Source organism: Actinopolymorpha sp. B11F2 (genome assembly GCF_040195635.1).
Taxonomy (GTDB): domain Bacteria; phylum Actinomycetota; class Actinomycetes; order Propionibacteriales; family Actinopolymorphaceae; genus Thermasporomyces.
Genome location: NZ_JBEFTX010000004.1, coordinates 165,045 through 182,922 on the forward strand (window position 1 = coordinate 165,045; position 17,878 = coordinate 182,922).

The 17,878-nt window shown below is 69.4% G+C and carries 21 protein-coding genes; 9 read left to right on the forward strand and 12 right to left on the reverse strand.

All coding sequences use genetic code 11. The features are described from left to right. Positions 1 to 18 precede the first annotated feature (18 nt). The 5 genes from rpmF to rsmD all read right to left on the reverse strand — a co-directional run bounded on the left by rpmF (position 19) and on the right by rsmD (position 2,774). Positions 19 to 210, reverse strand: a complete 192-nt coding sequence (gene rpmF / locus ABN034_RS09625; RefSeq protein ID WP_349326251.1) for a 50S ribosomal protein L32 — start codon at positions 208 to 210, stop codon at positions 19 to 21. A 4-nt stretch (positions 211 to 214) separates the two neighbouring features. Further along, a complete protein-coding gene (locus ABN034_RS09630; protein ID WP_349326250.1) occupies positions 215 to 814 on the reverse strand; it encodes a YceD family protein in 600 nt (199 codons plus the stop codon). Positions 815 to 921: 107 nt separating this feature from the next. Then, complete coding sequence (locus ABN034_RS09635; RefSeq protein ID WP_349690652.1) at positions 922 to 1,560, reverse strand: F0F1 ATP synthase subunit B family protein; 639 nt, start codon at positions 1,558 to 1,560, stop codon at positions 922 to 924. Positions 1,561 to 1,691: 131 nt separating this feature from the next. Then, complete coding sequence (coaD, locus tag ABN034_RS09640) at positions 1,692 to 2,171, reverse strand: pantetheine-phosphate adenylyltransferase (RefSeq protein ID WP_349690653.1); 480 nt, start codon at positions 2,169 to 2,171, stop codon at positions 1,692 to 1,694. Between the two features lie 12 nt (positions 2,172 to 2,183). Then, a complete protein-coding gene (rsmD, locus tag ABN034_RS09645; RefSeq protein WP_349690654.1) occupies positions 2,184 to 2,774 on the reverse strand; it encodes a 16S rRNA (guanine(966)-N(2))-methyltransferase RsmD in 591 nt (196 codons plus the stop codon). Positions 2,775 to 2,918: 144 nt separating this feature from the next. Between rsmD and ABN034_RS09650 the strand changes: the two genes are divergently transcribed. Beyond that, entirely contained in the window at positions 2,919 to 3,596 is a 678-nt protein-coding gene (locus ABN034_RS09650) for an HAD family hydrolase (protein WP_349690655.1), read from the forward strand. A 25-nt stretch (positions 3,597 to 3,621) separates the two neighbouring features. Here the strand turns inward: ABN034_RS09650 and recG are convergent, their stop codons facing one another. After that, positions 3,622 to 5,892, reverse strand: a complete 2,271-nt coding sequence (gene recG, locus ABN034_RS09655; RefSeq protein WP_349690656.1) for an ATP-dependent DNA helicase RecG — start codon at positions 5,890 to 5,892, stop codon at positions 3,622 to 3,624. A gap of 363 nt (positions 5,893 to 6,255) precedes the next feature. Between recG and rpmB the strand changes: the two genes are divergently transcribed. Continuing rightward, positions 6,256 to 6,468, forward strand: a complete 213-nt coding sequence (rpmB, locus tag ABN034_RS09660; RefSeq protein WP_349690657.1) for a 50S ribosomal protein L28 — start codon at positions 6,256 to 6,258, stop codon at positions 6,466 to 6,468. A gap of 97 nt (positions 6,469 to 6,565) precedes the next feature. Here the strand turns inward: rpmB and ABN034_RS09665 are convergent, their stop codons facing one another. Continuing rightward, positions 6,566 to 7,582 (reverse strand): thiamine-phosphate kinase, encoded by a 1,017-nt coding sequence (locus ABN034_RS09665; RefSeq protein ID WP_349690658.1) that lies wholly within the window; start codon positions 7,580 to 7,582, stop codon positions 6,566 to 6,568. Positions 7,583 to 7,872: 290 nt separating this feature from the next. On the opposite strand from ABN034_RS09665, the gene ABN034_RS09670 reads away from it, so the two are divergent. Both ABN034_RS09670 and ABN034_RS09675 read left to right on the forward strand, forming a co-directional pair. Continuing rightward, a complete protein-coding gene (locus ABN034_RS09670) occupies positions 7,873 to 8,109 on the forward strand; it encodes an Lrp/AsnC family transcriptional regulator (protein WP_502877533.1) in 237 nt (78 codons plus the stop codon). A gap of 59 nt (positions 8,110 to 8,168) precedes the next feature. Continuing rightward, positions 8,169 to 8,600, forward strand: a complete 432-nt coding sequence (locus ABN034_RS09675; protein ID WP_349690659.1) for a DUF3515 domain-containing protein — start codon at positions 8,169 to 8,171, stop codon at positions 8,598 to 8,600. Between the two features lie 22 nt (positions 8,601 to 8,622). Here the strand turns inward: ABN034_RS09675 and ABN034_RS09680 are convergent, their stop codons facing one another. Then, positions 8,623 to 9,795, reverse strand: coding sequence for a D-alanine--D-alanine ligase family protein (locus ABN034_RS09680; protein ID WP_349690660.1), 1,173 nt, complete (start codon positions 9,793 to 9,795; stop codon positions 8,623 to 8,625). A gap of 75 nt (positions 9,796 to 9,870) precedes the next feature. Between ABN034_RS09680 and ABN034_RS09685 the strand changes: the two genes are divergently transcribed. Continuing rightward, complete coding sequence (locus ABN034_RS09685; protein WP_349690661.1) at positions 9,871 to 11,019, forward strand: trans-sulfuration enzyme family protein; 1,149 nt, start codon at positions 9,871 to 9,873, stop codon at positions 11,017 to 11,019. Positions 11,020 to 11,085: 66 nt separating this feature from the next. Here the strand turns inward: ABN034_RS09685 and ABN034_RS09690 are convergent, their stop codons facing one another. After that, complete coding sequence (locus ABN034_RS09690; RefSeq protein ID WP_349690662.1) at positions 11,086 to 11,937, reverse strand: lysophospholipid acyltransferase family protein; 852 nt, start codon at positions 11,935 to 11,937, stop codon at positions 11,086 to 11,088. Positions 11,938 to 12,077: 140 nt separating this feature from the next. On the opposite strand from ABN034_RS09690, the gene cofC reads away from it, so the two are divergent. Then, positions 12,078 to 12,758, forward strand: coding sequence for a 2-phospho-L-lactate guanylyltransferase (gene cofC / locus ABN034_RS09695; RefSeq protein WP_349690663.1), 681 nt, complete (start codon positions 12,078 to 12,080; stop codon positions 12,756 to 12,758). Between the two features lie 65 nt (positions 12,759 to 12,823). Then, the gene (locus ABN034_RS09700) at positions 12,824 to 13,033 is read left to right on the forward strand and encodes a cold-shock protein (RefSeq protein WP_349326237.1); all 210 of its coding nucleotides are present in this window, start codon (positions 12,824 to 12,826) and stop codon (positions 13,031 to 13,033) included. Between the two features lie 80 nt (positions 13,034 to 13,113). Here ABN034_RS09700 and ABN034_RS09705 read toward each other — a convergent pair whose 3' ends face one another. The 3 genes from ABN034_RS09705 to leuC all read right to left on the reverse strand — a co-directional run bounded on the left by ABN034_RS09705 (position 13,114) and on the right by leuC (position 16,299). Continuing rightward, positions 13,114 to 13,635 carry an HU family DNA-binding protein gene (locus ABN034_RS09705; protein ID WP_349690664.1) on the reverse strand — a complete coding sequence of 174 codons (522 nt, stop codon included), beginning with the start codon at positions 13,633 to 13,635 and terminating at the stop codon, positions 13,114 to 13,116. Between the two features lie 609 nt (positions 13,636 to 14,244). Continuing rightward, positions 14,245 to 14,856, reverse strand: a complete 612-nt coding sequence (gene leuD / locus ABN034_RS09710; protein WP_349690665.1) for a 3-isopropylmalate dehydratase small subunit — start codon at positions 14,854 to 14,856, stop codon at positions 14,245 to 14,247. A 36-nt stretch (positions 14,857 to 14,892) separates the two neighbouring features. Then, a complete protein-coding gene (gene leuC / locus ABN034_RS09715; protein WP_349690666.1) occupies positions 14,893 to 16,299 on the reverse strand; it encodes a 3-isopropylmalate dehydratase large subunit in 1,407 nt (468 codons plus the stop codon). Between the two features lie 145 nt (positions 16,300 to 16,444). Here leuC and ABN034_RS09720 point away from each other — a divergent pair, with 145 nt between their 5' ends. Together ABN034_RS09720 and ABN034_RS09725 are read left to right on the forward strand one after the other, a co-directional pair. Then, positions 16,445 to 17,164 carry an IclR family transcriptional regulator gene (locus ABN034_RS09720; RefSeq protein ID WP_349326233.1) on the forward strand — a complete coding sequence of 240 codons (720 nt, stop codon included), beginning with the start codon at positions 16,445 to 16,447 and terminating at the stop codon, positions 17,162 to 17,164. A gap of 90 nt (positions 17,165 to 17,254) precedes the next feature. Continuing rightward, positions 17,255 to 17,836, forward strand: a complete 582-nt coding sequence (locus tag ABN034_RS09725; protein WP_349690667.1) for a hypothetical protein — start codon at positions 17,255 to 17,257, stop codon at positions 17,834 to 17,836. The last annotated feature ends 42 nt before the right edge of the window (positions 17,837 to 17,878 follow it).

Consider the following 17,878-nt stretch of genomic DNA (forward strand, 5'->3'; position numbering starts at 1 on the left):
CGCTGTCCACAGGCGATCTCAGACGTCGAGGACCTGACGACGCTCGCCACGAGGACCGTACTGCCCGCAATCGGGGCAGGCGCGGTGCGGCAGGTGGCGCGCTCGGCACGCCGGGTTGGCGCACGTGACGAGTTGCGGCGCACTGGCCTTCCACTGCGCCCGTCGGCTGCGGGTGTTGCTCCGCGAAACCCTCCGCTTCGGAACGGCCACGGCACTACTCCTTTACATCAGGGCGCCGGGTCGAGCCGGCTCTCTCGTCGTCGGTGGGTTCATGTCCGGCCAGGTCCTCACCCGCGAGAGCCGCGAGGGCGGCCCAGCGGGGATCGATCCCCGGGTCGTGCCGATGATCAGGGTCGTCGGCCAGACGCACCCCACACTCTGTGCAGAGCCCAGGGCAGTCGTCCTGGCACACCGGCTGGAACGGCAGCGCGAGCACCACCGCGTCCCGGACCACCGGTTCGAGATCGAGCAGGTCGCCCTCGAGCCGGCTGGCCTCATCGTCCTCAACGTCACTGTCAGGATAGGCGTAGAGTTCCTGGAACTCGACGTCGAGCGTCTGCTCGATCGCCTCCAGACACCGCACGCACTCACCGGCGAGCTGCACCCACGCCGTGCCGGACGCGAGCACACCCTCGACCACCGCCTCGAGCCGAAGCTGCAGCTCGATCGTCGTGCCCTCGGGAACGCCGAGCACATCCGTACCCAGACCAGCTGGCGCGTCCACCGAGAGCCGGAGCTTGCGCTGGGCCCCCGGGCGGCGGCCGAGCTCGCGAATGTCGAGCACGAGCGGCGCCTGAGGGTCAACGGTGCTCAAGGCGTCCTAGCTTTCGTCGTTGCACATGACTGGCCTGGCCTGCGAATGAGACCGGCTACTGAGGGTACCTGAGGAGCGCTGACAGCCTCAAACGGACCCCCACCCCCTCAGGTCGGCAGGGGCGGCGCGTCCTCTTCGGCCGTGTAGGTGTCGAGGCCGCTGCGGTCGCGGAGTCGCTCCCGCCCCCTCGTCACCGCGTCGAGGGTCTTGTGCAGCGAGTGCTCGAAGCGGCTCAGCTTGTGATCGACGTACTCGTCCGCCTCGCGCGGCGAGAGCGGGACCTCACCGCGGCGATTGGCGGGCGCCCGCCCCCGGAGCCGGTCCCGCCCCTGGGCCACCGAGGCCAGCGTCTTGTTGAGAGCGATCTCCAGGCCGGCCAGCTTGTGATCGACGTAGTCGTCGACCTCACGGCGGAGCCCCTCCGCCTCGGACTGCGCCTGCGCGAGCATCTCGTCAGCCGTTCTGCGCGCTTCGCGGTGAATGTCGGTGTTGTAGACGAGGGCCTGCCGTTCGCGACGCGCCTCGTCCACCAGCCGGGCGGCCTCGGCGCGGCCCTGCTCGATCGCGGCCTGGCGGTGCTCCATGACCGCGACGGCCTCGGCGAACTCCTTCGGCAGCAGCCGCTGCACCTCCGCCAGACTGGCGAGGAGTTCCTTGCGATTCACCACACAGGACGCCGACATCGGCATCGAGCGCGCCTTCTCGACGTTCCGGCGTATCTGGTCGAGCTTGTGTTGCACGTCCACCGGGGGTCCCTCCGGGACTTCTGCTGGTACCGGATCAGGCGGATCCGGCACCTCGAGCCGCCAGCCGCGCTGGGCACGATGTCCGCGCGACGGACGGGTTCGTTCGGATCCCCCGTGACCGGCCACGATGCTCACCCCTCACCGAGCCTCTGCGCGAGCAGACGGTGGACATGATCCGGCACGAGCCCGGAGACATCACCGCCGTAGGTCGCGACTTCCTTCACCAGACGTGATGACAAGAAAGAGTACTCGGGACTCGTCGGGACGAAGACGGTCTCGATCCCGGCGAGGCGAAGGTTCATCTGGGCCATCTGTAGTTCATAGTCGAAGTCGCCGACCGCGCGCAGGCCTTTGACGATCGCCTGGATCCCGCGCTCCCGGCAGAAGTCGACGAGCAGGCCGTCGAACGTCGTGATGCGTACGTCCCCGAGGTCCTTCGTCGTCTCCCGCAGCATCTCCATGCGTTCATCGACCGTGAACAGTCCTTCCTTGCGAGGGTTCGCCCCGATGGCGACGGTCACCTCGTCGAAGAGCCGGGCCGCGCGAACGATGATGTCGAGATGACCGTTGGTCACCGGGTCGAACGATCCCGGACAGACAGCGCGATGCACGGACGCCTCCTCCTACTCCTCGGCTGCTTCGCCCTCACCGGCGGCGTGACCGTACCAAAGGGTCGTGTCCCCGTAGCGTCGCATGCGATCGGCCGCGAATCCGTCCGGCCAGCCGAACTCTCCGGACCGGGTGGAGCGTTCCAGGACGACGACGGCACCGGGAAGGAGCCACCCGTGGGCGAGAAGGCCGGTCAGGACACCCGCCAGCGCTTCGCCGGTCATGGCGTACGGCGGGTCGAGGAAAACCACGTCGAACGCCTGCCGATCGCCGGGCGGTTCGGCGATGAGTCGCTCCACCTTGGTGGTGAGGACCTGTCCCCCAGGGAGACCGACAGTACGGAGGTTCTGCCGGATGACGTTCGCGGCACGGCGATTGGTTTCGACCAGGACGACACCGGTGGCGCCCCGGGAGAGGGCTTCGATGCCGACCGCACCACTTCCGGCGTACAGGTCGAGGACGCGACAACCGACCAGGCTGCCGATGTCGGCTTCGAGCGAGGCGAACAACGCCTCGCGGACCCGGTCGGAGGTGGGGCGGGTGTCACGCCCGTCGGGTACGGCCAGGCGGCGTCCGCGGGCCTCACCCGCGACGATGCGGCTCATCGTCCGCCATCATCTCAAGCCCGCACCCGATTCCCGCGCCAGACCTCCCGTGATCATGATCGTGACCATGAAGGATTTGCGGCGTAGAGAGCCTGTCTCCTTTCATGATCATGGATCGGCGGGTGCGGCCCTATCCTGCTGTGCATGGGCCATAGCGCGGTGATCTTCGACTTCTTCGGCACTCTCACCGCGAGCGTCCCGGCGGCCGAACGCCTGGCCGGACACGCGGAGGTTGCCGCCGCCCTGGGCGTCCCGGCCGACGATTACGCCGAGGCGCTCCACCGCTCGTGGCCGGACCGCGCGCGCGGACGCCATGGCGACCTTCCGTCGACCATGCGCTGGCTCGCCGCCGCCTGCGGTGTCGATGTGGACGACGCGAGCTGCGCGGCCGCCTGCGCGGTCCGACGGCGGACCCAGCGGGACTACGTACGCCTCCGACCAGACGCCGAGCCGGTCCTTCGTACGCTGCGGGAACGTGGCATCGCCGTCGGCCTGGTGAGCGACTGCACCCTCGAACTCCCGGAGGTGTGGAACGAGCTGCCGATCGCGGGCCATGTCGACGCACCGGTGTTCTCCGTGCAGGTCGGCGTCAAGAAGCCCGACCCGGCGATCTACCTACGTGCCTGTGAGCGGTTGGGCGTCGAGCCCACCGACTGCGTCTACGTCGGTGACGGCGACAGCAACGAGCTGGTGGGCGCCGCGACGGTCGGGATGCGGCCACGCCGGCTGCTCGCGCCCGACCACGCCGACGCGCACGTCTTCGACCCGGTGACCTGGACAGGAGACACGATCACCAGCCTCACGGCGGTCCTGGACAGCTGAGGATCGGCGGCGCGCTGAGATCAGATCAGGTCTTCTCGAGATAGTCGGCCCGGTCGGCTTCGTACAGCGCCCTGACCGCCTCCTGCAGGGCCGGCACGCGACGCAGCTCCGGATCGCCGGCGACGACCTCGGTGGCGTCGGCCCGCGCGTCGGCGATGACGTCCTCGTCCCGGATCACCGCCAGCATCCGCAGACTCGACCGCCGGCCGGACTGGTCGGCGCCGAGGACGTCGCCTTCGCGGCGCTGCTCGAGGTCGAGGCGGCTGAGCTCGAATCCGTCCGACGTGGACGCGACGGCGTCGAGGCGTGTGCGGGCGGGCGTGCCCTCCTCCGCGTTCGTGACGAGCAGGCACAGCCCGGGCAGCCCGCCCCGGCCCACCCGGCCGCGCAGCTGGTGGAGCTGGGACACCCCGAACCAGTCGGCGTCCATCACGACCATCGTCGAGGCGTTGGGAACGTCGACACCGACCTCGATGACCGTCGTCGCCACCAGGACGTCGATCTCGCCGGCCGCGAAGTCGCGCATCACTGCGTCCTTGGCATCCGATGTCAGGCGGCCGTGCAGCACCTCGACGCGGAGGTCGGCCAGCGGTCCGGTGCGCAGCGACGCGGCGAGGTCGAGAAGAGACTCCGCCTCGGGCCGGCTCGACGGTGCCCGGGTGCGTGAGCGGCCGCCCTGGAGGAGCTTGAGCACCGGTGGACTGGTGCCGTCCGGTGGGAGGATCTCCTCCTCGGCGCCGTCGTCGCCGATCCGTGGACAGACGATGTAGGCCTGCCGACGCTGGGCGACCTCCTCACGGACCCGGTCCCAGACCCGATCGAGCCAGGACGGCTTGTCGGCGATGGGAACGACGGTGGTCTGGATGGCCCCTCTGCCCTTCGGCAGCTCGGTGAGCGTCGAGACCTCGAGATCGCCGAACACCGTCATGGCGACCGTACGTGGAATCGGCGTGGCCGTCATCACCAGGACGTGCGGCGGGGCACCGCCCGCCTTCTCTGTGAGCGCGGCGCGCTGCTCCACTCCGAACCGGTGCTGCTCGTCGATCACCACGAGCCCCAGATCGGCGAACATCACCTGGTCTTCGAGCAGCGCGTGCGTGCCGATGACCAGGCCGGCCTCGCCGGACGCGATGTCGAGCAGCGCCTTGCGGCGGGTGGCCGTGCTCTGTCCGCCGGTCAACAGGACGACCCGGGTGCCCTGGTCGGAGCCGCCGAGCAGCCCGCGTTCGGCGAGCGGGCCGAGCAACTGCGTGATCGAGCGGTGATGCTGCTGGGCGAGAACCTCCGTCGGCGCCAGCAGGGCCGCCTGTCCCCCGGCGTCGACAACCGCCAGCATCGCGCGGACCGCGCAGACCGTCTTGCCGCTACCGACCTCGCCCTGGAGCAGGCGCTGCATCGGGTGGTCGCGGGCGAGGTCGTGCTCGATCGCCTCGCCGACCGCGCGCTGACCCGCCGTGAGCTCGAACGGAAGGCGCCCGTCGAACGCCGCCAGTACGCCGTCGGTTCGCGCGACCCGCGGTGTGGCCGGCAGCTCCCGCGCCGCCGACCGGCGCCGGGCCAACTCGACCTGGAGGACGAACGCCTCCTCGAAGCGGAACCGCTTCCTGGCCGCGGTGACGTCGGACTGCGAAGCGGGCCGGTGCAGGGCGAAGAACGCGTCGCGCAGACCCAGCAGGCCGTGCCGTTCGCGGATCTCGGCCGGAATCGGGTCCGGCACCATCTCCAGCGCGTCGAGGGTCCTGCGTACGCACCGGGCGATGGTCCACGTGGCCACCTGCGTGGTCGCCGGATAGATCGGCATCAGCTGCCCGGCGAACGCCTCGGTGAGGTTGTTGTCGAAGTCCTCGTCATCGGTGAGGAGTACGAAGTCGGGATGGGTGAGCTGGCGTTTGCTGCGGAACGCCTCCACCTTGCCGGCGAACAGCCCGCGCAGGCCGACCTGCAACTGGTGACCCCGCCACGCCTGGTTGAAGAACGTCAACGACAGCCTGCCGCGGCCGTCGGTGACGACGACCTCGAGGATGTGGCCCTTGCGCGGGCGGTTCTTCATCTTGATCGGGCGGCCCGTGACCGAGGCGATCTCCGCCATGACGGTGACCTCGTCGCCGACGCGGAGATCGTCGAGGTTGGTGAGTTCACCGCGCTGGACGTAACGGCGTGGATAGTGCCGCAGCAGGTCGCCGACGGTCTCGATGTCGAGGCGGTCACGCAGGCCACGCGCCGCGCCCTCGCTGAGGACTCCAGCCAGGTGGGTGCCCAGCGTCGTCGTGGACTTCAACGGAAGGACTTTTGCCATCACTCCACCCCGATCCGCAGGGGCCACATTCCTGGATTGGGTGCGGTTGGCCGCCGGCGTGGCCGAACGCGTCGACCTCGGGCGGCACGGATCCGGCCGATCACCTCATCGGCGAGCCTATCGCCAGCGTGCCTGGTCATGGGCGCGTGGCACTCCGGTGATCCCGTCGGCGGGCTCATGCCCGCGAGAGTACCGATCACCACCCCCACCGCCCCGGTTGGCGCGTCGTGGCCCTGGTCGGATACTCTCGACCGGTTGCCCCCGTCGGCGCGGCCGGTACGTGTCACTTCCGTGCGTGCCACCCTTGAGCGCCGATCGGCCGGGCGACCGTCCATATCCAGAATCTGCACAGGAGTGTCTGCCGTGGCTGCCGTCTGCGACGTTTGTGGCAAGGGTCCCAGGTTCGGCAACAACGTGGCCCGCACGGGTACGCGCGCACTGAAGCGGAGGATCAAGGCCCGCACCGCCCGGCGATTCGAGCCCAACATCCAGCGGGTGCACGCGACCGTCGAGGGCACGCCGAAGCGCCTCAACGTCTGCACCTCGTGCCTCAAGGCGGGCAAGGTCAGCCGCTGACCCCAAGCCCTGCCCCGGTCTCACGACGGCCGGCCGTTCCGTCCGGGATGGCCGGCCGTTTGCCGTCCTCGGACGCCCGCGCCGGGCACCCAGACGTTCAACGGAAGTGTTCGTGACCGGCCCGCCCTTCGTGGGCCACGCCGTCGACAGTGACGAGCGGACCGGTCGGCGCGGTCGCCATCGCCGGCTCCGCGGCGAGGTCTGCCTCTCCCGCCGCGCACACCCGGCCGATCACTGTCCAGCGCGCTGGGAGTACCACGTCCGGACCGAACGTCCCGGCGAGCGCATGGTCCTCCCCGCCGGTCAGAACGAACGACAGCGGCTCGACGCCTATCGCCGCCGCCACGGCCTGGAGCGGTTCGCCGATCTCGAGGGTGCTGGAGTCCACATCGATGCGTACGCCACTCGCGCGGGCGACGTGCTCGAGGTCGGCGAGGAGTCCGTCGCTCACGTCGACCAGCGCCGTCGCGCCGAGACTCGCCGCCTCCGGTCCCGCGTCGTACGGCGGCTGCGGCCGGCGATGCGCCTCCACCACGACCCGCGGCGACCGGAACCCCCGGCCTAGTACGGCGAGTCCCGCAGCGGACCAGCCGAGCCGGCCACAGACGGCCACCAGGTCGCCGGGGCGTGCTCCGGACCGGGTGAGCGGGCGACGCCCCTCCAGTGAGCCCAACGCGGTGATCCCGACCACCACCGCCGGCGAGGACACGACGTCGCCACCCGCGACGGACGCACCCACCAGGTCACACTCGTCGCGTAGGCCGTCGGTGAACTCGATCGCCCACTGCGCCGGCAGGTCGCCGGGTGCGCCGAAGCTGACCAGGAGCGCCGTGGGTGCGGCACCCATGGCGGCGAGGTCGGCGAGATTCTGCGCCGCCGCCTTCCGGCCCACGTCGTAGGCACCTGACCAGTCGCGACGGAAGTGCCGACCCTCGACGAGCATGTCAGTGGTCGCCACGATCCGACCGTCTGGCGCGGCCACCACCGCCGCGTCGTCACCGGGTCCGAGCTCGACGCCAGGACCGACCGGCAACCTGGCCCGGAAGATGTCGATGAGTCCGAACTCACCGAGCTCGCTGAGAGTCTCGCCATGTCCCCCTGCGGGCGTGCCCACCTCGTCGCTCCCCTCCCGGCTGCCTCTCCTGCCAAACTGGCTCCACTGCCAAACTGCCTCTCCTGCCAAACTGGCTCCACTGCCAAACTGGCTCCACTGCCAAACTGGCCCCGCGGCAGCGCCGACAGCTGGGCCGAGCCGCGCGCGGTGGCACGTCCCGCGATAGCGTGACCACGACGTGATCCCCTGGAGCTCCGCGACGACGCTACCGCGTGGTGGCGGTATCAGGGCGTACGTCATGAATGCGCACCAGCGCTGAGTACTGCGCCACGAGCCCGGGAGGACGACCAGTGGTGGTCCAGGCCTACATCCTGATCCAGACCGAAGTCGGCAAGGCGGCCGAAGTCGCAGAGCAGATTGCCCGCATCAAAGGTGTCACCCTCGCCGAAGACGTCACCGGGCCCTATGACGTGATCGTCCGTGCCGAGGCGACCAACGTCGACGAGCTGGGTCGACTCGTCGTCGCCAAGGTGCAGGGGGTCACCGGGATCACCCGGACCCTCACCTGTCCCGTCGTCCATATCTAGGTCCGGCCATTCTTCGCTGTCCTACGCCGGGATCCCTTCGTACGTCCGGGGTGGTGGGCGTGGCGCTGGCGTTCGTCCTGACCGGATGCGGGCAGGGTCCGGTCACCGTGGAACCGCCCCAGCCGAGGGGCGCGGTGAAGGCCGCATGCCGGGCGCTGGTCGAAGATCTGCCGACGAGCGTCGGCGGCGGTGAGTCCCGCCCTGTGGATCCACCAGAGGCCCTGGCCGCGGCGTGGGGCGACCCGCCGATCACGTTGCGCTGCGGCGTAGCCCGCCCCGAGGCGCTGACACCGACCTCGGAGTGTTTCGAGATCAACGGCGTCGGATGGTACGCGGAGAAGGCGACCCGCGGGACGATCTTCACCACAGTCGGGCGGGCAACCTATGTCGAGGTCGCCGTGCCAGAGGCGTACGACCCTGCCGCCGATTCGCTGGTCGACCTCGCGTCAAGCGTCGACCGCCGTGTGCGCCAGGTGAAGCCGTGCCAGTAGCGCGAACCGCGCCCGGCGAGTCCTAGCGCAGGCCGGTGGGGCGCTGCAGGGCGAGCTGGATCAGTCGGTCGACCAGAGCGGGATAGTCGAGTCCGGTGGCGGCCCACATCCGCGGGAACATGGAGTACGGGGTGAAGCCGGGCATCGTGTTGATCTCGTTGAGGATCACCGTGCCGTCCTGGCGCAGGAAGAAGTCGACCCGGGCGAGCCCCTCGGCCGAGACCGCGTCGAATGCCCTGACGGCGAGCGCGCGTACCTCGTCGGCTACCGCGTCGTCGAGGTCGGCCGGCACCTCCAGGTTGACGTGCTCCTCGTCGTCGAGGTACTTCGCCTCGAAGTCGTAGAACTCGAACTCCGTGTCGCACCGGATCTCGGCCACGACACTCGCCTCCGGCCGGCCGCCGTCGAGGCGATCCAGGACGCCGCACTCGATCTCGCGGGCGTTCTCGACCGCGGCCTCGACGAGCACCTTGGGGTCGAACTGGCGCGCCTTCTCCACCGCGTCGGCGAGGTCGCCGGGCCGGCCCACCTTGGTGATGCCGATGCTCGATCCGCCGCGGGTCGGTTTGACGAAGACGGGGTAGCCGAGCGAGGCCACCGCCTCTTCGCAGGCGGGGCGGTCGCGGTCCCAGGCACCGGGCTTGAGCACGGTGTAGGGCGCCACGGGAATGGCGTTGGCGGCGAAGATCTGCTTGGCGTAGTGCTTGTCCATGGCGATCGCGCTGGCCAGCACGCCGGCGCCGACGTAGCGCACGCCCGCCATCTCGAGCAGACCCTGCAGGGTGCCGTCCTCGCCGAAAGGCCCGTGCAGCAGGGGGAAGACGACATCGACCTCGCCGAGACTGCTCGGCCCGGAGGCAGGGTCGAGGGCGACGAGCCCTTTGTCCGCGTCGTTGGAGAGCACGACGGCGGCACCCTTCTCGTCGACCTCGGGGAGGTGGCCCGCCTGGATGGCGAGGCGTTCGGGTTCATCGCGTTCGAGGACCCAGCGCCCGTCGAGGGTGATGCCGATGGGGATCACGTCGTACCGGTCCCGGTCGAGGACACGCAGCACACTGCCCGCGGTGGAGCAGGAGACGGCATGCTCCGAACTGCGCCCGCCGAAGACGACAGCGACCCGGGGCTTGGCATCGGTTGGAGACGGCCCGTCGTCGGGTAGTGCTCGGGGCGACAGGCTCCGCTCGAACTCGCTCATCGCCCTGACCCTACTCGGCAGGGGCAGCGAATTGTCAGCGGTTGAGCCGCGCAATGAGTCAGGAAGAATCGGCATATGCGCGAACTTCCCGAGACGCTCACCCCCTCGACACTCACGGTGACCGCCGGACGGCCGGCGCATGAGCCGGACGCCCCGCTGAACCCGCCCTTGACGCTGGCCTCGACCTACGTCGCCGGAGGGGCGCTGGAGTACGGCAGGTATGCCAACCCCACCTGGGAGGCGTTCGAGGAGGTCCTGGGGGGCCTGGAGGGCGGGCGGGCCCTTGCGTACGCGTCGGGGCTCGCCGCGATCGCCACTGCGCTCGACCTGGTGCCTGTGGGTGGCATCGTCGTGGCTCCTCGCCACGCCTACCTGGGCACGGTGGGACAGCTCGCCGATCTCACGACGTCCGGCCGGCTCGGAGAGGCACGGCTGGTCGACATCGCCGACACCGAGGCGGTACGCCGGGCGATGCCGGGCGCCCATCTGATCCTCGTCGAGTCGCCGACGAACCCGGCGCTCGAGGTGGCGGATCTGCCCACGCTGTGCGCGGCCGGGCGGGAGGCGGGAGCCGTGGTCGCCGTCGACAACACGTTCGCGACCCCGCTCCTGCAACGACCCCTTGACGCAGGCGCCGATGTCGTCGTGCACTCGGCGACGAAGTTTCTCGCCGGGCACAGCGACGTCGTACTCGGTGCACTGGTGACGGCCCCGACCCCCCGCGGTGACGAGTTGTACGAGGAGCTCGCCAGCCGGCGGAGGAAGGTCGGAGCGATACCGGGGCCGTTCGAGACATGGCTCGCCTTGCGCGGTATGCGTACTCTCCATCTCCGCGTGGAGCGCTCCTGCGCCAACGCGGTCACCCTGGCCGAACGCCTCGCCGCCCATCCGGCTGTGGAGCGGGTGCGCTATCCAGGGCTGGCGTCCGACCCTGGGCACGGGCGTGCGACGGCGCAGATGCGGGCGTACGGCGGGATCATCGCGATCGAGTTGCGTGGCGGTGCGGCGGCGGCGGACGCCCTCACCCGAACGACCCGACTGTGGGTGCACGCGACGAGCCTCGGCGGCGTGGAGTCGACGTTCGAGCGCCGACGGCGCTGGGCGACCGAGGTAGCGACGATTCCGGACAACCTCGTCCGGATGAGCGTCGGGATCGAGGACGTCGACGACCTCTGGACCGACCTCTCGACCACCCTCGACCAACTCGTCGACCGGTCAGGCTGACCGCGCCCCGCCGATTGGATTGGATGAGGGGCACCCTCACACGGCTCTATCGGATGAGGGCCACCGTCATCGCTGGTGGATCCGCTTCTTGTACGGGTTTCCGATCGAGGGCACGTCGAACTTGCTCGGATCGAACGGGTCGTTCGGCGCCTCCTGCCCACGTAGCTCGGCGAGCAGCGCGGTGATCGCGTCCATCACGACCACGGTCGCCTTCTTCAACAGCGACGGGGTTGCCTGGTCGCCGCGGAACGCCGAGAGATCCACCGGTGGTCCCGCCGCCATCCGCATCGTCTTGCGTGGAAGCAGGCGTGGGAACTTGGCGTACGGCAGAAGCACGTCCTGGGCACCCCACTGCGCGATGGGAACGATCTCGCACCCGGTACGAAGGGCGATGCGTACGGCTCCGGTCTTGCCGACCATCGGCCACAGAGAGGGGTCACGGGTGATCGTCCCTTCCGGATAGACCACGACACACTCCCCCTCGTCGATCGCGGAGCAGGCCTCGGCGAGAGCGTCGCCGGCGGTGCGCTTCTCGCGGTGCACCGGGATCTGTCCGGCCGAGCGCAGGAACTTCCCCACCACAGGAATGTTGAACAGGCTCGCCTTGGCGAGGAATCGCGGCGGGCGGCCGGAGGTGTGCAGGAAATGCCCGATGGCGATCGGGTCGAAGTACGACAAGTGGTTCGTGACGGCGACGATGCCACCTTTGGCGGGAATGTGCTCGGTCCCTCGCCACTCGCGCCTGGTCAACGTACGCATGAAGGGCACGACAGCCGCGGCGGCCAGGTCGTAGCAGAAGCCGGTCTTCGGTGACGGCGGGGTCTTCGGTGACGGGGTCTGCGGCGGCGGCACTCTGTCCTCCTCGTCGGCCCGCGCGGTGTGGGGTGACGGGCGTGGGCGGTCGGTCAGGGCGCGCATGGCACGAGGTCCTGGAAACCCTACGTTCGCCCGCCACAGTCTGAACGACGCCTGGTGTGGTGTCGAGCAGCGGGTCCGGGGTGCTCTGCCGGGAGTCCTGCGGATCGCCGGTGGGCTGGGACTTGAGAGGATCGACGTCGATGTCTTCGCTAGAACGTGCCAACGGCAGCGGCAGTTCCCCCGATCATCGCGGTGGGGCCGGCTGGACCCTCGTGGTGCCCGTCAAGCCGGCGACGGTCGGAAAGTCCAGGCTTGCTCCGTTCGCCGGAGAGCACCGGACCGACCTTGCCCGGGCGATGGCTCTCGACACGGTCACCGCCGCGATGGCATGCCCTGTCGTGGTTGACGTCCTTGCTGTCACCCATGATCACGAGTCGGGTGCCGCCTTGTCAGCGATCGGCGCCATCGTCATCTCCGACGAACCAGAGGAAGGCCTCAACGCCGCCCTCCGCCATGGCGCCGCACGCGCGCGGGCGCGCCGGCCAGGCTGTGCCGTGGCAGCGATGCTGGGCGATCTGCCCGCACTTCGTCCGGACGAGCTCGCGCCGGTGCTCGATGCCGCGCTGGCACATCCCACGTCGTTCGTGGCCGATGCAGACGCCGTGGGTACGACCTTGTACTGCGCGGCAGGGGCGGCGGAGTTCGCCCCCCGCTTCGGTGGTGCGTCCCGTGCGGCTCATCTCGCCTCCGGCGCGGTGGAGTTGGATTTGCCCGCGATGACCTCCGTACGCCGCGATGTCGACACCGAGGCCGACCTCATGGACGCGTTGACCCTGGGGGTGGGCGCACGTACCCGGGCCGCTGTCGCGCTTCTGCTGTAACAGTGGGTTTGTTCGGTACGAGGAGGGAATGGTCCTCGCATCGCCGGGCGCATAGACTTCGCGCCATGCAGGCGACGGTGCGTTCGTTCGATCCTGAGACCCGGTCCGGCACGGTGTTGGCCGATGACGGGGTCGAGTTGACCTATGACGCTGAGGCCTTCGCCACCGCAGGCCTGCGGCACCTGCGTATCGGGCAACGGGTCCGACTCGACGTCGAGGGATCCGGCGACGCGACCAAGATCCGCTCGCTCACGATCTACACCCTGACGGACTGACGAAACGCAAAGGGGCCGGCACCTTCATCAACGGAAGGTGCCGGCCCCTTTGCCTGCTGCCGACTTGCGGCTGGCGACAGTCAGCGCTTCGCCGCACGCCTGGCCGGCGTGCGCTTGCTGGTGGCCTTCTTGGCCGTCGTCTTCTTGGCCGCCGTCTTCTTCGTGGCGGTCTTCTTGGCGGTCACCTTGGTGGCTGCCCGCTTGGCCGGCGACCGCGTGGCGGTCTTCTTGGCCGGAGCCTTCGTCGCCGCCCGCTTGGCCGCGGGCGCCTTGGCCGCGGTCTTCGTGGCGGCCTTCTTCGCGGCCGCGAGCCTCGGCAGCTTCTTGGAACCGGACACGACGGCCTTGAGCTCCGCACCCGCGCGGAACTTCGGAACCGACGTCTTCCTCGCCCGCTTGCGCTCGCCAGTGCGGGGGTTACGGACCATCCGGGACGGGCGGTCGATCTTCTCGAACGCGCCGAACCCTGTGATGGCGACCTTCTCGCCTGACGCCACAGCGCGCGTAATCACGTCGATAACCGACTCGAGCGCGTGCTGCGCGTCCTTCTTGTTGCCCTCGAAACGCGTTGCCAGCGTCTCGACCAACTGAGATTTGTTCACTGCTTCCCTCCGGTGAACGGGATCGTACGAGCCTGCGCTCGATTCATGCGCACGTTAGGGAATGTATCGCTCTTACTCAATAACCTTCACCCGGATGCTCCTTGTGTCGCGGCGTTCTGGCCGGCTGGAGGCGCTTGGAACCGGGTCCGCGTCGGACGCTCGTAGGGTTCAGGTACGGGCCGCGGGAGGCCCGATGTCGCCTGCTGGCGTTGACGAATGGCGGCCCTCCCGGACCCCCTGGCCGGCTGCCGTTCGTACCCCTCCGGTCGCCAACCGACGCCGCTCCAGCGGCCGTCCCAAGCGGCCTACGTGCCGTCAGATCCCTTACCACACAGGGCTTTCGAGGTACGCCGACCACGGACACCTACGACTTCGGTTGATCTTGGATCCCCGCCAGGCCGCCGCCGCGGAGCCCCAACCAGGCAGCGAGTCGGCCGTGTCGACGACCTGCGGCGGCATCGGTCGGATCCGCATCGGAGCAAGGGTTCGGCAGTACCGAGGGCGACGTCGAGCGGCCTCAGATCTGCCGAAAACAAGAAAAGGTGAAGTCCGTCACGTTCGGGCGTGTCGCGGGCGACACGCACCCCTGAACCACTCGATCCGGCTGGTTCAGGAGCTCGCTGGCAGCGTTGTGGGCCGCAAGGAGGGACGCTGGGACTCGTACGCATCGATCAGATCCACGTGCGTGAGCGAGATGCCGATGTCGTCGAGGCCCTCGCGCAACCGCCAGCGCGTGTAGTCGTCGATGTCGAAGGAGTCCCGGATCGCGTCCGGGCCGTCGCCGGCAAGGACGAGGCGCTGTTCGAGGTCGACGGTCACGGGCGTCTCCGGCTCGCGTTCGACCAACTCCCACAGGCGTTCGACGATCTTGTGGTCGACGAGTGCCACCAGAAGGCCCGCCTTGCCGGCATTGCCGCGGAAGATGTCGCCGAACCGGGCCGCGATGACGACCTTGAAGCCGGCGTCCTGCAGGGCCCAGACCGCATGCTCCCGGGAGGATCCGGTGCCGAAGTCGGGCCCGGCCACGAGGATCGAGGCTCCCTGGTGCTCCGGCTTGTTGAGAACGAACGCGGGATCGCCCCGCCAGGCGGCGAAGAGCCCGTCGCCGAACCCGGTCCGCGTCACGCGCTTGAGGTAGACCGCCGGGATGATCTGGTCGGTGTCGACGTTGGACCGCCGCAGCGGGGCGGCCTTGCCGGTGTGGACGGTGAACTTCTCCATGGCTGTGGCTCCGTCAGCTTCGGATCGTGCGGAGGATCAGGTCGTGGGTAGGTCGGCGGGCGAGGCGAGGTGGCCACTGACGGCGGTCGCGGCCGCGACGAGCGGCGACACCAGGTGGGTACGTCCGCCCTTGCCCTGCCGGCCTTCGAAGTTGCGGTTGGAGGTCGACGCGCTGCGCTCCCCCGGCGCGAGCTGGTCGGGGTTCATGCCCAGGCACATCGAGCAGCCTGCGCCCCGCCATTCGGCTCCCGCGTCCTTGAAGAACACGTCGAGACCTTCGGCCTCGGCCTGCAGGCGTACGCGGCCCGAACCCGGAACCACCAACATGCGTACGCCTGGAGCGACCTTGCGGCCGCGGATCACGTCGGCGGCGGCCCGCAGGTCCTCGATCCGGCCGTTGGTGCAGGACCCGAGGAACACCGTGTCGACAGTGATCTCGCGCATCGGAGTGCCGGGCGTGAGGCCCATGTACTCGAGCGCCCGCTCGGCCGACACCTGTGCGCCCGGGTCGTCGTAGTCGCTCGGATGGGGGACGGCGCCGCCGAGGGGAACCCCCTGCCCGGGGTTGGTTCCCCAGGTGACGAAGGGCGTCAGGGTGCTCGCGTCGAGGTGGACCTCGCGGTCGAACTCCGCGCCGGGGTCGGTCGTGAGGCCACGCCAGTAGTCGAGAGCGGCCTCCCATTCCTTGCCCTTCGGGGCGTGTGGGCGACCCTCCAGATAGGCGAAGGTCGTCGCGTCCGGCGCCACCATGCCGGCCTTGGCACCCCACTCGATCGACATGTTGCAGACCGTCATCCGGCCTTCCATCGACATGGCGCGCATGGCTTCGCCGCGGTATTCGACGACGTGCCCCTGCCCGCCGCCGGTGCCCACCTGGGCGATGAGGGCGAGGACGAGGTCCTTCGGCGTCACGCCTTCCGGCGGTAGGCCGTCGACCGTCACGGCCATGGTCTTCGGACGACTCTGGGGCAGGGTCTGGGTGGCGAGGACGTGTTCGACCTCGCTCGTGCCGATGCCGAACGCCAACGCGCCAAAGGCTCCGTGGGTCGAGGTGTGGGAGTCACCGCAGACGATCGTCATGCCGGGCTGGGTGAGGCCGAGCTGCGGGCCGATGATGTGCACGATGCCCTGGTCGGCGTCGCCGAGCCGGTGCAGCCGGACCCCGAACTCCTCGCAGTTGCGACGCAGGGTCTCGACCTGGGTGCGGGAGACCGGATCGGCGATCGGCTTGTCGAAGTCCAGAGTGGGGACGTTGTGGTCCTCGGTCGCGATCGTGAGGTCGGGACGCCGTACGCCGCGGCCGGCAAGGCGGAGGCCGTCGAACGCCTGCGGACTCGTCACCTCGTGGACGAGGTGGAGGTCGATGTAGAGCAGGTCGGGTTCGCCCTCACTCCGGCGTACGACGTGCTCCTCCCACACCTTCTCCGCGAGGGTGGTCCGCATGGTGGTGCCTCCAGACAGGTCTTTTCACAATTGTTTCGACCCCGACCCAACGTGGGTCCGGTTTGACTGGTTCTCGACCCTTCAGACCTTGGCCTTTTCAGGTTCTGGGCTTGCGTCTCGTAATTCGAGACTGCAATATCGAGTCATGGACAACTCTAGCGGAGTCGGCGTTCTTGACAAGGCGGCGCTCGTTCTCGGTGCCCTGGAAGCGGGTCCGGCCACCCTCGCCGGGCTGGTTCAGGTCACAGGTCTGGCCAGGCCGACAGCCCACCGGCTGGCGGTCGCGTTGGAGCATCACCGGCTCGTGGCCAGGGACATGCAGGGGAGGTTCATCCTCGGCCCCCGGCTCGGAGAGCTGGCCGCCGCGGCCGGTGAGGACCGACTGCTGGCCGCCGCGGGGCCCGTCCTTGCACGCCTTCGCGACATCACGGGGGAGTCCGCGCAGCTCTTCCGCCGCCAGGGCGAGGGGCGCGTCTGTGTCGCCGCTGCCGAACGCCCGAGCGGACTCCGCGACACGATCCCGGTTGGCACCCAACTCACCATGCACGCCGGCTCCGCCGCCCAGATCCTGCTGGCGTGGGAGGAGCCTGAACGCCTGCACCGCGGCCTGCAGGGCGCGAAGTTCACGGCGGCGACGTTGGCGGCCGTACGCCGGCGTGGATGGGCGCAGAGCGTCGGTGAGCGGGAGGCGGGAGTCGCTTCGGTTTCGGCCGGGATCCGCTCCCCGTCTGGCAAGGTGGTCGCGGCGGTGTCGGTGTCCGGTCCACTGGAGCGGCTGTCTCGGCAGCCGGGTCGGATGCACGCACCTGCGGTGATGGCAGCCGCCGAACGCCTCTCCGAGTCCCTCCGCCGCGCCGCCGAGTAGGGCCCGCTGGATGGTCGGAAGCGCCCTACCTGCACACGGTTGCCGTGCTGGCCAGGGCGGCGCACCGTCAAGAACGGCTCTGGAGGAACGATGCCCGTCACCGTCGTCACCATGTCGCTTCCGACGTACGACCTCACGGCGCCTCCCGACGCGGAAGCCGTCGGCGCAGCTCTCGATGACGTCATCTGCAAGAACTTCGGCCAGGACGGGGAACGCGAGATTGCCATCCGGTCAGTCAGCCTGATCGACCATCCGACGCACACGCACGACTCGTTGGGCGAAGTGATCATGGCGACCGGCACGGATCGGTACGACCCTGGGCGAAAGGGCCCGCTGCACGAGGCCTACGACCGTTACGGCGTTGAGTTGCACGTTGTTCCCTGCGTGGTCTCGGGAACCTCCCTCCGCTCGGCCATGTGCGACGGCCGGACGTTCTACGGCACCACGGAATCGGTGATGGCGGAGGCCGTGAGCGACTTCTACGTGGGTCCGCCGGTCGACCGCGACGGCGTTCCACTGAGGATCGACCTGCTCACCATCTACGACCTCGCCCAACTCGAGGGCATCCCGATCCCCTTCCATGGCGAGGAGAAACCGCCGCTGTCGGCCTGCCGTTTCAGACATCCCGATCGGCGCAGCGAAGCAGTACTCGGGCTGATCAAGGTTCTCTGAGCCTTGATAGGTCACCTGCGGCCGGTCCCCAGGGTGCCGACG